This is a genomic window from Massilia sp. (assembly GCF_046293535.1).
GTDB lineage: Bacteria > Pseudomonadota > Gammaproteobacteria > Burkholderiales > Burkholderiaceae_D > Telluria.
In genome coordinates this window covers 1-13,035 of sequence record NZ_JBKBOV010000041.1, presented here as the reverse complement: position 1 = coordinate 13,035, position 13,035 = coordinate 1, and the positions used below count along the sequence as shown (strand labels likewise).

General features: G+C 66.9%; 12 protein-coding genes. 8 read left to right on the top strand and 4 right to left on the bottom strand.

Annotation, left to right across the window (positions count from 1 at the left end; translation table 11 throughout):
• Window positions 1-45 precede the first annotated feature (45 nt).
• A complete protein-coding gene (locus tag ACK4S9_RS18560) occupies window positions 46-1,053 on the bottom strand; it encodes a serine/threonine protein kinase (protein ID WP_409728690.1) in 1,008 nt (335 codons plus the stop codon).
• Between the two features lie 90 nt (window positions 1,054-1,143).
• Between ACK4S9_RS18560 and ACK4S9_RS18555 the strand changes: the two genes are divergently transcribed.
• Window positions 1,144-1,836 (top strand): UPF0149 family protein, encoded by a 693-nt coding sequence (locus ACK4S9_RS18555; protein ID WP_409728687.1) that lies wholly within the window; start codon window positions 1,144-1,146, stop codon window positions 1,834-1,836.
• Between the two features lie 23 nt (window positions 1,837-1,859).
• On the opposite strand, the gene ACK4S9_RS18550 is transcribed toward ACK4S9_RS18555, so the two are convergent.
• Window positions 1,860-2,993 (bottom strand): HPP family protein, encoded by a 1,134-nt coding sequence (locus ACK4S9_RS18550; protein WP_409728685.1) that lies wholly within the window; start codon window positions 2,991-2,993, stop codon window positions 1,860-1,862.
• 156 nt (window positions 2,994-3,149) lie between these two features.
• On the opposite strand from ACK4S9_RS18550, the gene ACK4S9_RS18545 reads away from it, so the two are divergent.
• Entirely contained in the window at window positions 3,150-4,106 is a 957-nt protein-coding gene (locus ACK4S9_RS18545) for an MBL fold metallo-hydrolase (protein WP_409728683.1), read from the top strand.
• Between the two features lie 14 nt (window positions 4,107-4,120).
• Complete coding sequence (locus ACK4S9_RS18540) at window positions 4,121-4,513, top strand: VOC family protein (RefSeq protein ID WP_409728680.1); 393 nt, start codon at window positions 4,121-4,123, stop codon at window positions 4,511-4,513.
• A 15-nt stretch (window positions 4,514-4,528) separates the two neighbouring features.
• Here the strand turns inward: ACK4S9_RS18540 and ACK4S9_RS18535 are convergent, their stop codons facing one another.
• Window positions 4,529-7,000, bottom strand: a complete 2,472-nt coding sequence (locus ACK4S9_RS18535) for an ATP-binding protein (RefSeq protein ID WP_409728677.1) — start codon at window positions 6,998-7,000, stop codon at window positions 4,529-4,531.
• A 91-nt stretch (window positions 7,001-7,091) separates the two neighbouring features.
• Window positions 7,092-7,673, bottom strand: a complete 582-nt coding sequence (gene orn, locus ACK4S9_RS18530; RefSeq protein ID WP_409728674.1) for an oligoribonuclease — start codon at window positions 7,671-7,673, stop codon at window positions 7,092-7,094.
• A gap of 69 nt (window positions 7,674-7,742) precedes the next feature.
• Between orn and ACK4S9_RS18525 the strand changes: the two genes are divergently transcribed.
• From ACK4S9_RS18525 to ACK4S9_RS18505, 5 genes are all read left to right on the top strand, one after another.
• Window positions 7,743-9,005, top strand: a complete 1,263-nt coding sequence (locus ACK4S9_RS18525; RefSeq protein WP_409728672.1) for a M48 family metallopeptidase — start codon at window positions 7,743-7,745, stop codon at window positions 9,003-9,005.
• Window positions 9,002-9,346 carry a 4a-hydroxytetrahydrobiopterin dehydratase gene (locus ACK4S9_RS18520; protein WP_409728669.1) on the top strand — a complete coding sequence of 115 codons (345 nt, stop codon included), beginning with the start codon at window positions 9,002-9,004 and terminating at the stop codon, window positions 9,344-9,346. Before ACK4S9_RS18525 ends, ACK4S9_RS18520 begins: the two co-directional genes overlap by 4 nt.
• On the top strand, window positions 9,343-10,233 hold the full coding sequence (gene rsgA, locus ACK4S9_RS18515; protein ID WP_409728665.1) for a ribosome small subunit-dependent GTPase A: 891 nt from the start codon (window positions 9,343-9,345) through the stop codon (window positions 10,231-10,233). The genes ACK4S9_RS18520 and rsgA overlap by 4 nt, the downstream gene beginning before the upstream one ends.
• Before the next feature lie 105 nt (window positions 10,234-10,338).
• Window positions 10,339-11,262: an ornithine carbamoyltransferase gene (gene argF, locus ACK4S9_RS18510; protein ID WP_409728663.1), complete on the top strand. Its 924-nt coding sequence runs from the start codon at window positions 10,339-10,341 to the stop codon at window positions 11,260-11,262.
• A 122-nt stretch (window positions 11,263-11,384) separates the two neighbouring features.
• A complete protein-coding gene (locus ACK4S9_RS18505; protein ID WP_409728660.1) occupies window positions 11,385-12,617 on the top strand; it encodes an argininosuccinate synthase in 1,233 nt (410 codons plus the stop codon).
• Window positions 12,618-13,035: the final 418 nt, after the last annotated feature.

Here is a 13,035-nt window from a genome sequence, read left to right as displayed (position 1 = left end):
CCGCGTGTCACGCCGAACTGGACGGCAAAACCGCCCCAATTCCGGCTATACGGGCCACAGGGGCGGCTCATCCATCAGGGCCACCTGCTCGCGCAGCTCGAGGATGCGGTCCTGCCAGTAGCGCTGGGTGTTGAACCAGGGGAAAGCCGCCGGGAAGGCCGGATCGTCCCAGCGCATCGCCAGCCAGGCCGAATAATGGATCAGGCGCAGGGTGCGCAGCGCCTCGACCAGGTAGAGCTGGCGCGGGTGGAAATCGCAGAAATCCTCGTAGCCGGCCAGCACGTCGGCCATCTGGCCCACCATCTCCTGGCGCTCGCCCGAGAGCAGCATCCACAGGTCCTGCACGGCCGGCCCCATGCGACTGTCGTCGAAGTCGACGAAGTGCGGGCCGTCCGGGGTCCACAGCACGTTGCCGCCGTGGCAGTCGCCGTGCAGGCGCAGCAGTGGCAACTCGCCGGCCCGCTCGTAGCAGCGCGCCACGCCCGCCAGGGCCTGCTCGACCACGCTGGCGTAGGTGGCGGCCAGTTCCGGCGGGATGAAGCCGTGCGAGCGCAGGAAATCGAAAGGTGCGCGTCCGAAGGTCTGCGGGTTGAGTTCGGGCCGGTGCAGGTAGGACCTGGCCGCGCCGACGGCATGGATGCGGCCGATGAAGCGGCCGATCCATTCCAGGGTGGCGGGGTCGCCCAGCTCGGGCGCACGGCCGCCGCGGCGCGGAAAAACGGAAAAGCGAAAACCGGCGAAGGCGTGCAGCGTGCGCGCGCCGATGCTGCTGGCCGGCACCACCGGGATCTCCAGCTCGGAAAGCTCTTCCACGAAAGCGTGTTCCTCGAGGATGGCGGCCTCGCTCCAGCGCTCGGGGCGATAGAACTTGACGACCACCGGCGCGCCCTCTTCCAGCCCCACCTGGTAGACGCGGTTCTCGTAGCTGTTGAGCGCCAGCAGGCGGCCGTCGCCGTACAGGCCGACGCTCTCGAGGGCGTCGAGCACCGTTTGCGGGTCGAGCCGGGCGAACGGATGGGCGTGGCTGTTTGCTTCAGTAGACAGGTTTTCCATCCGCGCATTGTACGCGCCGCAGCGCTTTTCTATGCTTCTACCCTCCGCAGGCGTTACACTGGCGCCTTCAATACGCAACAAGAGCATCCCATGCATCTCGACGAGCCCCTTACCGATAAAGAATTCGACGAACTCGACCAGTTCCTGCTGTCCGACCGCTCCCCCGAGGACGCGATGACGATGGACACCCTGCACGGCTACCTGACCGCGATCGCGATCGGACCGGAAACCATCATGCCGGCCGAGTGGCTGCCGCGCGTCTGGGGCGAGGATGGCAAGCAGGCGCCGAAGTGGAAGAACGGCAAGGAAGAACAGCGCATCATCAACCTGATCATGCGCTTCATGAACGAAGTCCTGATCACCTTCGAAGCCGCACCCAAGGAGTTCGAGCCGCTGTTCTGCGAGCACGAGGTCGATGGCGAAGCCTTGATCGACGCCGAAGCCTGGTGCTGGGGCTTCTGGGAAGGCATGGAGCTGCGCCCGGGCAGCTGGGAGCCGGTGTGGGAGTCGGAGGTGGCCGAACTGATGCGCCCGATCTACCTGCTGGGCGCCGACGAGATCGACGAAAGCGAACTGGCGGAAGTCGAAGACCCGCGCAAGGCGCACGGCCTGGCGCTGCAGATCGAAGCCAACATCCCGGCCATCTACCGCTACTGGCTGCCGCAACGCAAAGGCGCGGTCGAGACCGTCAAGCGCGAGGAGCCGAAGGTCGGCCGCAACGACGACTGCCCTTGCGGCAGCGGCAAGAAGTACAAGAAGTGCTGCGGCGCCGACGCCGGCTGAAGCGCTTCACGGCCGCCTGACGCTCAGGCGGCCGATTCCTGCAATCCCAGATCCAGTCCCGCCAGCAGGTCGCCGGGCTGCACCATCCCGGCCAGCCTGCCCTGCCCGTCCACCACGAATACCTGCGTCGCGCCCTCATGGAAGCGGCTCAGCAGCGCCGTGACCGGCGCCGCGCCGTCCACAACGCTCAAATCGGGCTCGAGCAACTGGCCGACCGTCGGCGCCGTATCGCGTCCGAACAGCAGCGCCGTCGCCCGCCGCGCCCGCGCCGGCAAGGGCCGGCTGGCGCTGCCGCCGGCCGCCACCAGGCCGGCCATGCTGAGCACCCCGACCGGGCGGCCGGCCGCATCCACCACCGGCAGCGCCGGCAGGCCGTGGCGCACCAGGAGCGCCCGCGCCGCCGCCAGCGGCATGTCCGGATTCAAGGTGGCGGGCACGGGACGCGCCAGTTCGGCGCAGCGATGCCGGCGCGCGCGCCGCTCGGCGGCGTGCTGTTCGGTCTCGGCGAAGATCGTGGCCAGGTCGTCGCGGCTGACGTCGAGCGTCTCGCCATAGCTGTCCAGCGCCGCATCCAGGTCTTCCCTGGCGAAACCCGCCTTTTCCTCGGCCGGGCGCGCGGCCAGCTGCGCGTGCGGATAACGGTGCCCCGACAGCCGGTTCCAGGCCACCGCGCCGAGCACCATCAGCACCGAATTCAGGCCCACCGGCGCCAGCGCGAACCAGTAACCGGTCTTGGCCACCGCCGCCCCGCCCAGCACGGCGGTGACGGCCACCGCGCCGCCGGGGGGATGCAGGCAGCGCAGCGATGCCATCGCGGCGATCGCCAGGCCGCCCGCCAGGGGCGCCGCCACCAATGGATCGGCAGCCTGGGCGCAGGCCACGCCGACCAGGGCCGAGACGACGTTGCCGCCGATGACGGGCCAGGGCTGGGCCAGCGGCGCCGCCGGCAGGCAGAACAGCAGCACTGCGGAGGCGGCCATCGGCGCGATCAGGTAGGGAAGCGACTGCAGCGCCGCGGCGCCCAGCGCGGCGCGGCTGAGCGCGGCGGTCAGGAGCAAGGCCAGCAGCGCTCCCAGGGCGGCGGGCACCTGGCGGGTGAAGGAGGTCGGTCCGGCCGGGCGCAGGCGCGCCAGCCTCTCCAGCAAGGTCGATAACATGGAAACGATTTGCAACAATGGAACTTGCCATTACACCACAGCTTGCGCGGGCGCGTATTCCCCCACGTGGACGGTAAGCATTCTGTCAAGCAATCATGTAGGATAAGCAACGCACTGCGGCCGGCTTGCCGCAGACACCAACCACGAGGACCCGCGATGACACTATTCCCACGACGCCCCCTGTCCGCCCTTGCGCTTGCCGCTGTCGCCGCCTGCTTCGCCGGCTCGGCCCTGGCCGCCGCGCCGATGGCCAAGACCCCGCCCCCCGGCTGGTCGCGCATGATGCTGGGCCAGTTCGAGATCACGCCGCTGTCGGACGGCACCGTCGACCTGCCGGTCGACCAGCTGCTGGCCCAGGACCCGAAGAAAACCCGGGACACCCTGGCCAGGGCGCACCTGAAGCCGATGCTGGAAACCTCGGACAATGCCTACCTGATCAACACCGGCGGCAAGCTGGTCCTGATCGACACCGGCGCCGGCTCCTTCTTCGGCCCGACCCTGGGCAAGCTGGTCGCGAACATGAAGGCGGCCGGCTACACGCCCGACCAGGTCGACGAGATCTACCTGACCCACTTCCACGGCGACCACGCCGGCGGCCTGGTGAAGGATTCGGCGGCCGTGTTCAGCAAGGCCATCGTGCGCGCCAACAAGCTGGAGTCGGACCACTGGCTGAGCCAGGAGAACATGGACAAGGCCAAGGACAAGGACAGCTTCAAGGGCGCCCAGGCCGCGCTCGGCCCCTACGTGAAGGCCGGCCGCTTCAAGCCCTTCGAGGGCAGCGCCGAACTCGTCCCGGGCATCCGCGCCAACCCGACCGCCGGCCATACCCCGGGCCACACCAGCTACCTGGTCGAAAGCGGCGGCCAGAAGCTGCTCGTGATCGGCGACCTGATCCACGTGGCGGCGGTGCAGATGGAGAACCCGGCCGTGACGATCGGGTTCGACAGCGACCAGAAGGCCGCCGCCGCCGCCCGCAAGAAGGAATTCGACGCCGCGGCCAAGGGCGGCTACCTGATCGGCGGCGCCCACCTGCAGTTCCCTGGCATGGGCTACCTGCGCAGCGAAGGCAAGGGCTACCGCTTCATTCCGGTCAACTACACCCAGATGCGCTGAAAGGACAAACGGATATGCTCAATCACGTGATGGTCGGCTCGAACGATATCGAGCGCTCGAAACGCTTCTACGATGCGGTCCTCGGCGTCCTGGGCGCGGGCGAACCCTTGCGCAACCTCGCGCCCAGCGGCCATGTCCGGCTGTTCTACCGCCACGACGGCAGCAGCTTCTGCGTCAGCGAGCCGATCAACGGCGAAGCGGCGACGCCGGCCAACGGCGGCACCATCGGCTTCAAGTGCGCCTCGCCCGAACAGGTGCGCCAGTTCCACGACGTCGCGGTGGCCCATGGCGGCAGCTCGATCGAGGAAGCGCCCGGCCAGCGCGACGGCAGCCTGGGCCAGCTCTACCTGGCCTACGTGCGCGACCCGGACGGCAACAAGCTCTGCGCCATCCACCGCCCCAAGTAAGCGAGCCTGCACAGGCTACTTCACGGCGCCCTGCGGCGCCGCCTGCACGCCGTCCAGCAGGCGCAGCAGCGCCTCGACGTCGACCGGCTTGACCAGGTGATGCTGGAAGCCGGCGGCGAAGGCCTGTTCGCGGTCCTGCCGCTGTCCGTAGCCGGTGACGGCCACCAGCACGCTCGAAGCGGTTTCCGGCTGGGCCCGCAGGCGCCGCGCCAGTTCGCGGCCGTCGATGCCGGGCAGGCCGATGTCGAGCAGGCAAACGTCGGGGACACTGCCGCGGGCCCGGTCGAGCGCCATCAGGGGCTCGTGCTCGACCACCACCTCATGGCCGTGCGCGGCCAGCAGCAGGCCGAGTGTTTCGGCCGCATCGACGTTGTCGTCCACCACCAGCAGCTTGAGCGGGCGCGGCGCCTGTGCCGGCGCGCTGGCGGGCGCGGCCGGCGCCGCCTCGGGCGCCGCGCGCGCCGACAGCGGCAGGGTGATCACGAAGGTGCTGCCCTTGCCCAGGCCCGGGCTCGAGCAGGCCACCGCGCCGCCCTGCAGTTCGACCAGGTTGCGCACCAGGGCCAGGCCCAGCCCCAGGCCGCCCTGCGAGCGGTCCGAGGAGCGCGCGGCCTGCGCGAACAGGTCGAATACCCGCTCGGTCAGCTCGGCCTCCATGCCGATGCCCTCGTCGCGCACGCTGATGACCAGGGTGTCTCCCCGGACTTCGGCGCGCAGGTCGATGGCGCAGGTCTCGGGTGTGTACTTGGTGGCGTTGCCGAGCACGTTGGCCACTACCTGCACCAGGCGCGCCTTGTCGCCTTCGACCGTCGCCCACGAGGGCGGCAGGTGCACCGACAGCTTCTGGCGCCTGGCCTCGATCGCGGGCCTGACCTGCTCCACCGCTTCCTGCACCACGCCGCGCATGCCGACCTGGGCCCGCTCGAGCGTGATCAGGCCGCGCGTGACGCGCGAGACGTCCAGCAGGTCGTCCACCAGGCGCGTCATGTGGCGCACCTGGCGCCCGATGATGGTGCTGCTTCTGCGTACCCGCGCCGCGTCGAGCGTGCCGATGCCCAGCAGCTCGGCGGCGGCGCTGATCGGCGCCAGCGGGTTGCGCAACTCGTGCGCCAGCATGGCCAGGAATTCGTCCTTGCGGCGGTCGGCCTCGACCAGCTTTTCCTCGGCCAGCTTGCGGTCGGTGATGTCGCGGAAAAAGGAAGCGATGCTGCCGTCCGGCATCGGATAAGCGCGCACCTCGGTCCAGATGCGCTGGCCGTCGGGAAAGGGATGCGAATAGATCGCGGCCGACGCCACCCGGGTGCGCATCACGTCGCGGTACATGCGGCCAAGCTCCATGTCGGCCGTGTGGGGGAACACTTCCCAGTGGCTGCGTCCGATGGCCTCTTCCGCCGTCACGCGGCACAGGCGCAGGCCCTCGGCGTTCATCTCGACGATGTTCCAGTCGGCGTCGAACACGGCGAAGCCTTCGGCGATGGTGTCGAAGATGTTGCGGCTGCGGTCGCGTTCGGCCCGCAGCGCGGCCTGGGCGCGCGCCGTCTCGGCCGCCGCCCAGGTGCGCTCGGCGACGTCGCGCGCCAGCTGCACGTCGTCCTCGCTCCAGTGGCGCGGATGCAGGCAGTCGATCCCGAGGCAGGCCGTGAACCGGCCCGACTTCACCAGCGGCACCACCAGCATCGACGCGATGCCGTCGGCCACGTAGGCGCTGCGGTAGCCCATGGTGCGCACGTCGCGCGCGGTGTCGTGGACGCGTATCACGTCGCCCGCGCGCAGCGCCGCGCCCACCGCCGGACCGAATTCGTCGAGGCTGAAAGCGCGCCGGGTCCATTGGCGGCCGTCGCGCGCCCACCAGCGCGGCATCGAGAAGCGCCCCGTTTCCCCGTCCATCTCGGCGTACACCACGCGGTCCGCGTGCAGCTCGCCGCCCAGCAGCGCGCTGGCGGTGGCGATCACTTCCTCGCTCGATGCGAGCGGGCGCAGCGCGTCCGATACGGTCAGTTCGAAGGCGGCGCGGCGCTCGCTGGCGACGCGGCGGGTGGTGTCGATCACGGTGCAGAACAGGCCCGCGACCTGGCCATCGTCGCCGATCAGGGGGGCATGCGAGAAGGTGAAGGTGGCGCGCTCCGGAAAGCCGCGCCGCGTCACGGTCATCGGCATGTCCTCGAAATAGACCGGCTTGCCCGACAGGGCGCGGTCGATCAGCGGCACCATCTCCTTCCAGACCTCGGCCCACAGGTCGCGGAAACGCTCGCCCAGCGCGCGCCCGTGCTTTTGCCCGAGCAGCGGCACGTAGGCGTCGTTGTAGAGGAAGATCAGGTCCGGCCCCCAGGCCACGAACATGGGGAAGGCCGAGTGCAGCATCATGTCCACCGCCGTGCGCAGGGCCGGCGGCCATTGCCCGGGCGGGCCGAGCGGCGTCTGGTTCCAGTCATGACGGCGGATGCGCATGCGCATGCCGTCGTCCATGGTGTGCGAGCGAGAGGACATGAACCGATTGTCGCACAGCTTTTCTTGCCCGAGATGCATTTTTGCAACTCAGGCAAGGCTGCATCACGGCTTGCGCATCACGGCTTGCGCATCACAGCTTGATGAAGTGCTCGCGGTAGTAGCGCAGCTCCTCGATCGATTCGACGATGTCGGCCAGCGCGGTGTGCTTCTGGTGCTTCTTGAAGCCCGAGGCGAGTTCGGGCTTCCAGCGGCGGCACAGTTCCTTCAGGGTCGACACGTCCAGGTTACGGTAGTGGAAGAAGGCTTCCAGCTTGGGCATGCCGCGCGCCATGAAGCGGCGGTCCTGGCAGATCGAGTTGCCGCACATCGGCGACTTGTTGGCCGGGACGTATTGCTTGAGGAAGGCGATCAGTTCCAGTTCGGCCTGGGCTTCGGTCACGGTCGAGGCCCTGACGCGGTCGATCAGGCCCGAACGGCCGTGTGTGCCCTTGTTCCAGTTGTCCATCTTGTCCAGGGTCTCGTCCGACTGGTGGATGGCGAATACCGGGCCTTCGGCGATGATGTTCAGGTCGGCGTCGGTGACGACGGCCGCCACTTCGATGATGCGGTCGTTGTCCGGGTCCAGGCCGGTCATTTCCATGTCGACCCAGACCAGGTTGAATTCGTTCGGGCGCACGGCGGTGGCGCCTTCGGTTTGTGTAGCTTGTGACATAATTCTCTCTTCGCTTCTAGATACCGCATCGGTTTTTTGCGTAATCCTGCATTTTCTCACAGGCACAGCATGTCTTCACTCGGGTTTTCCGTATTGTTCGTCGTTTTCCTTGCGCTGACCTTGGGCATGCGCTTCTGGCTGGCCAACCGGCACATCCGGCATGTGCTGCGCCACCGCGCCAGCGTACCGGCCGAGTTTGCGCCAAAGGTGCCGCTCGCGGCGCACCAGAAGGCGGCCGACTACACGGTGGCCAGGACCCGGATCGGCATCGCCTCGATGCTGTGGGGCGGCGTGGTGCTGATCGGCTTTACCCTGCTGGGCGGATTGCAGGCCTTGTCGGTGTCCCTGCTCGGCCTCACCGGTCCCGGCATGGCCCACCAGATGGCGCTGGTGGTGGCCTTTGCCGTGGTGTCCGGCCTGCTCGACCTGCCTTTCGACTGGTACCGCCAGTTCGTGCTGGAACAGCGCTTCGGCTTCAACAAGATGACGCCCGGCCTGTGGGTGGCCGACATGTTCAAGGGCCTCTTCATCGGCGCCGTGATCGGCCTGCCGCTGCTGTGGGTGATCCTGGCCCTGATGGAGAGGAGCGGCGAGCTGTGGTGGCTGTGGGCCTGGTGCGTGTGGAGCGGCTTCCAGCTCCTGATGATGGTGCTCTACCCGACCGTGATCGCGCCGATGTTCAACAAGTTCACGCCGCTGGAGGATGCCAGCCTCAAGGAACGCATCGAAGGCTTGATGGCGCGCGTCGGTTTCGCCTCCAAGGGCCTGTTCGTGATGGACGGCAGCAAGCGCAGCGCGCACGGCAACGCCTACTTCTCGGGCTTCGGCAGCAACAAGCGCATCGTCTTCTTCGACACCCTGCTGTCGCGCCTCGACCCGCACGAGATCGAAGCGGTGCTGGCGCACGAACTGGGGCACTTCAAGCTGCGCCACATCGTCAAGCGCATCGTGGTGATGTTCGCCCTGTCGCTGGCCTTCCTGGCGCTGCTGGGCTACCTGAAGAACCAGGCCTGGTTCTACACCGGCCTGGGCGTGCTGCCGATGATGAACGCGTCGAACGACGGCATGGCCCTGATCCTGTTCGCGCTGGTGCTGCCGATCTTCACCTTCATGCTCTCGCCGCTCGGCTCCATCACCTCGCGCAAGCACGAGTTCGAGGCGGACGCCTTCGCGGCGAAACATACGGACAGCCGCCACCTGGTGTCGGCCCTGGTCAAGATGTACGAAGACAACGCCTCGACCCTGACCCCGGACCCGCTGCACTCGGCCTTCTACGATTCGCACCCGCCGGCCTCGGTGCGCGTGAAACACCTGACCATGGCGGCCGCATGACGATTCCAATGAAACCGAGCGACCAGCACTGCATCCACGGCGCGGCGGCGCTGGACCCGGCCGCGATTGGGGCGCGCCTGCTCGACCTGCCCGAATGGCAGGCCAAGGGCGGCACGATCACACGCGAGTTCACGTTCGCGAACTACCGCGCCACCATCGATTTTGTGAACGCGGTGGCCAGCATGGCCGAAGCGCAGGACCATCATCCCGAGATGACGGTCGGCTACCGCCGCTGCCTGCTCGCCTACACCACCCACTCGGCCGGCGGCGCCTTGAGCGAGAACGACTTCATCTGCGCCGCCCGGGCCGATGCCATCTACGTGCAGGGGCCAGGCGCATGAGTGAGCTGACCGGCACCATCATCGCGGCCCACGGCCGCCATTACCTGGCCGATGCGAACGGCGAGAAGCTGCAGTGCGTCACGCGCGGCAAGAAGACCAATGTGGCGGTGGGCGACGTCGTGCACTTGAAACGCACCTCGAACGACCAGGCCGTGATCGAGAAGATCGCCGAGCGCACCACCCTGCTCTACCGCTCGGACCAGTACAAGTCGAAACTGCTGGCGGCGAACATCTCGCGCCTGTTCATCGTCGTGGCCACCGAACCGAGCTTCGCCGACGACCTGGTTTCGCGCGCCCTGGTGGCGGCCGAGGCGGCCGGCATCGAGGCCCACATCATCCTCAACAAGGTCGACGTCGAGGAACCGCTGGCGCGCGCCCGCGAGCGCGCCGGCCTGTACGCCTCGCTCGGCTATCCGCTGCACGAACTGTCGGCGCGCGCCGATCCCGAGCACGCGGTCGCGACCCTCATGCCCCTGCTGGCCGGGCAGTCGTCGATCTTCATCGGCCAGTCGGGCATGGGCAAGTCGTCCCTGATCAACCTCCTGGTGCCGGACGCCGACATCGCCGTGCGCGAGATCTCCGAAGCGCTCGACACCGGCAAGCACACCACCACCTTCACGCGCCTGTACTGGCTGCAGGGCGGAGGCTCGATCATCGATTCGCCGGGCTTCCAGGAATTCGGGCTGTACCACCTGACCGAAGGCATGCTGGAACGCGCTTTCGTCGAGTTCAAGCCTTACCTGGGCGGCTGCAAGTACTACAACTGCCGCCACCTGGCCGAGCCCAGTTGCGCGGTGCTGGGGGCGGTGGCGGAAGGCCGGATCGCGAAGATGCGGCACGCGCTGTATGGCCAGCTGCTGCACGAGTCGTCCCAGACGCTGTATTAATGCAGGGTGGGCAGGGAACCTGCCCACCCTACGAAAAACATCGGTTTCCCTAACGTCAAATAAAAACCCTTATAATTCAAGGGATAACACTCAAGCAAAGACGATATGCCAGTCGCAAAGCCCATCAAGCATTTCCTGCAGTTCTCCGACTTCTCGCTGGATGAATTCGAGTACGTCATCGAACGTGCGAAGAGCATCAAGAGCAAGTTCAAGGCCTACGAGGTCTACCACCCGCTGGTCGACCGCACCCTGGTGATGGTGTTCGAGAAGAGCTCGACCCGTACCCGCCTCTCTTTCGAGGCCGGCATGCACCAGCTGGGCGGCGCCGCGATCTACCTGAACACCCGCGACAGCCAGCTGGGCCGCGGCGAGCCGGTCGAGGACGCCGGCCAGGTCATGTCGCGCATGTGCGACATCATCATGGTGCGTACCTTCGGCCAGGACATCATCGAACGCTTCGCGGCGAATTCGCGCGTCCCGGTCATCAATGGCCTGACCAACGAACACCACCCTTGCCAGGTGCTGGCCGACATCTTTACCTTCTACGAGCACCGCGGCCCGATCGCCGGCAAGACGGTGGCCTGGATCGGCGACGCCAACAACATGCTGTATTCCTGGCTGCAGGCGGCCGAGGTGTTCGGCTTCCACCTGAACGTCTCCACGCCAAAGGGCTACGACCTCGATCCGACACTGGTGTCCACCAGCCGCTACACCCTGTTCGACAATCCCTCGGACGCCTGCGCGGGCGCGCACCTGGTCAATACCGACGTCTGGACCAGCATGGGCTACGAGAAGGAAAACGCCGAGCGCATGAAGGCCTTCGACGGCTTCATCGTGGACGAAGCCAAGATGGCGCGCGCCGCCCCGGACGCGCTGTTCATGCACTGCCTGCCCGCGCACCGCGGCGAAGAAGTATCGGCCGGCGTCATCGACGGCCCGCAGTCGGTGGTCTGGGACGAGGCGGAAAACCGCCTGCACGTGCAGAAGGCGCTGATCGAATACCTGCTGCTCGGCAGGCTCGACAACTGAGCGAAGACAAGCAATACCCCTGACCATTTTTCACCACCCTAGTTTGATCGTCGGCCCGGTTGTTTCCAAGCGGGCCGGCTGACCATCCCGATCCCACCTCCCTCCCCACACTGGAATCTTCCATGAGCGACATTAAAAAAGTAGTCCTCGCCTACTCCGGCGGCCTCGATACCTCGGTCATCCTGAAATGGCTGCAGGATCACTACAACTGCGAAATCGTCACCTTCACCGCTGACCTCGGCCAGGGCGAAGAACTCGAGCCGGCGCGCGCCAAGGCACTGAAGTTCGGCATCAAGCCGGAAAACATCTACATCGACGACGTGCGCGAGGAATTCGTGCGCGATTTCGTGTTCCCGATGTTCCGCGCCAACACCGTGTACGAAGGCGAATACCTGCTGGGCACCTCGATCGCGCGTCCGCTGATCGCCAAGCGCCTGATCGAGATCGCCAACGAGACCGGCGCCGACGCCATCTCGCACGGCGCGACCGGCAAGGGCAACGACCAGGTGCGTTTCGAGCTGGGCGCCTACGCGCTGAAACCCGACGTCAAGATCATCGCTCCGTGGCGCGAATGGGACCTGCTGTCGCGCGAGAAGCTGCTCAAGTACGCGGAAGACGCCGGCATCGAGATCGACATGAAGCACAAGAACGGCGGCGCGCCCTACTCGATGGACGCCAACCTGCTGCACATCAGTTTTGAAGGCCGGCACCTGGAAAACCCGAGCGCGGAAGCCGAGGAATCGATGTGGCGCTGGTCGGTGTCGCCGGAAGCGGCGCCGGACGAAGCCGAATACCTCGACATCGAATACGAGAAGGGCGACATCGTGGCCCTGAACGGCAAGCGCATGGGCGCCGCCGAGGTCCTGACCGAGCTGAACCGCCTGGGCGGCAAGCACGGCATCGGCCGCCTCGACCTGGTCGAGAACCGCTACGTCGGCATGAAGTCGCGCGGCTGCTATGAAACCCCGGGCGGCACCATCATGCTCAAGGCCCACCGTGCGATCGAATCGATCACCCTGGACCGCGAAGTGGCGCACCTGAAGGACGACCTGATGCCGCGCTACGCGTCGCTGATCTATAACGGCTACTGGTGGGCACCGGAGCGCGTCGCGCTGCAGACCCTGATCGACCACACCCAGCAGACCGTGAACGGCTGGGTGCGCGTGAAGCTCTACAAGGGCAACGTGATCGTGGTGTCGCGCGATTCGAAGACCGATTCGCTGTTCGACATGAACATCGCCACCTTCGACGAAGACGGCGGCGCCTACAACCAGGCGGACGCGGGCGGCTTCATCAAGCTGAACGCGCTGCGCATGCGCATCGCCGCCAAGGCCCGCGCGGCCCGCGGCAAATAAGCTGTAGCAGGCTCATCGAAAGCCGCCTCCGGGCGGCTTTTTCATTGCTGCGACATTGCCAAAATCACGACTATGCAGCGCACCTGGTTGCGGTTCCTGCTGGGTGTCGCATTCGGTTCCGGCCTTCGCCGGAACGACGCGTTGGCAGTACAAATGTCGGTACATAACTTCAATGCTGCGCCTGCCCGTCGTTCCGGCGCAGGCCGGAACCCAAGTTTATTTGCGTACCCCCAGCACAGACACTGTTTGGCCGCTGCCAAATGGGGTTCCGGCCTGCGCCGGAACGACGAGTTGGCGGTACCAATGCCGGTACACGCTTAAGTGTCGCACCGGCCCCGTCGTTCCGGCGCAGGCCGGAAACCACGCTTTGTTTGCGTACCCGCCGCCCCAGTCCCGAGTGGCGGCGCAAGGGTACCCG

Bases quoted from the DNA above. Each gene is read 5' to 3' on its own strand.
- ACK4S9_RS18560 (WP_409728690.1), bottom strand. From the start codon at position 1,053: ATGGAAAACCTGTCTACTGAAGCAAACAGCCACGCCCATCCGTTCGCC.
- ACK4S9_RS18555 (WP_409728687.1), top strand. From the start codon at position 1,144: ATGCATCTCGACGAGCCCCTTACCGATAAAGAATTCGACGAACTCGAC.
- ACK4S9_RS18550 (WP_409728685.1), bottom strand. From the start codon at position 2,993: ATGTTATCGACCTTGCTGGAGAGGCTGGCGCGCCTGCGCCCGGCCGGA.
- ACK4S9_RS18545 (WP_409728683.1), top strand. From the start codon at position 3,150: ATGACACTATTCCCACGACGCCCCCTGTCCGCCCTTGCGCTTGCCGCT.
- ACK4S9_RS18540 (WP_409728680.1), top strand. From the start codon at position 4,121: ATGCTCAATCACGTGATGGTCGGCTCGAACGATATCGAGCGCTCGAAA.
- ACK4S9_RS18535 (WP_409728677.1), bottom strand. From the start codon at position 7,000: ATGTCCTCTCGCTCGCACACCATGGACGACGGCATGCGCATGCGCATC.
- orn (WP_409728674.1), bottom strand. From the start codon at position 7,673: ATGTCACAAGCTACACAAACCGAAGGCGCCACCGCCGTGCGCCCGAAC.
- ACK4S9_RS18525 (WP_409728672.1), top strand. From the start codon at position 7,743: ATGTCTTCACTCGGGTTTTCCGTATTGTTCGTCGTTTTCCTTGCGCTG.
- ACK4S9_RS18520 (WP_409728669.1), top strand. From the start codon at position 9,002: ATGACGATTCCAATGAAACCGAGCGACCAGCACTGCATCCACGGCGCG.
- rsgA (WP_409728665.1), top strand. From the start codon at position 9,343: ATGAGTGAGCTGACCGGCACCATCATCGCGGCCCACGGCCGCCATTAC.
- argF (WP_409728663.1), top strand. From the start codon at position 10,339: ATGCCAGTCGCAAAGCCCATCAAGCATTTCCTGCAGTTCTCCGACTTC.
- ACK4S9_RS18505 (WP_409728660.1), top strand. From the start codon at position 11,385: ATGAGCGACATTAAAAAAGTAGTCCTCGCCTACTCCGGCGGCCTCGAT.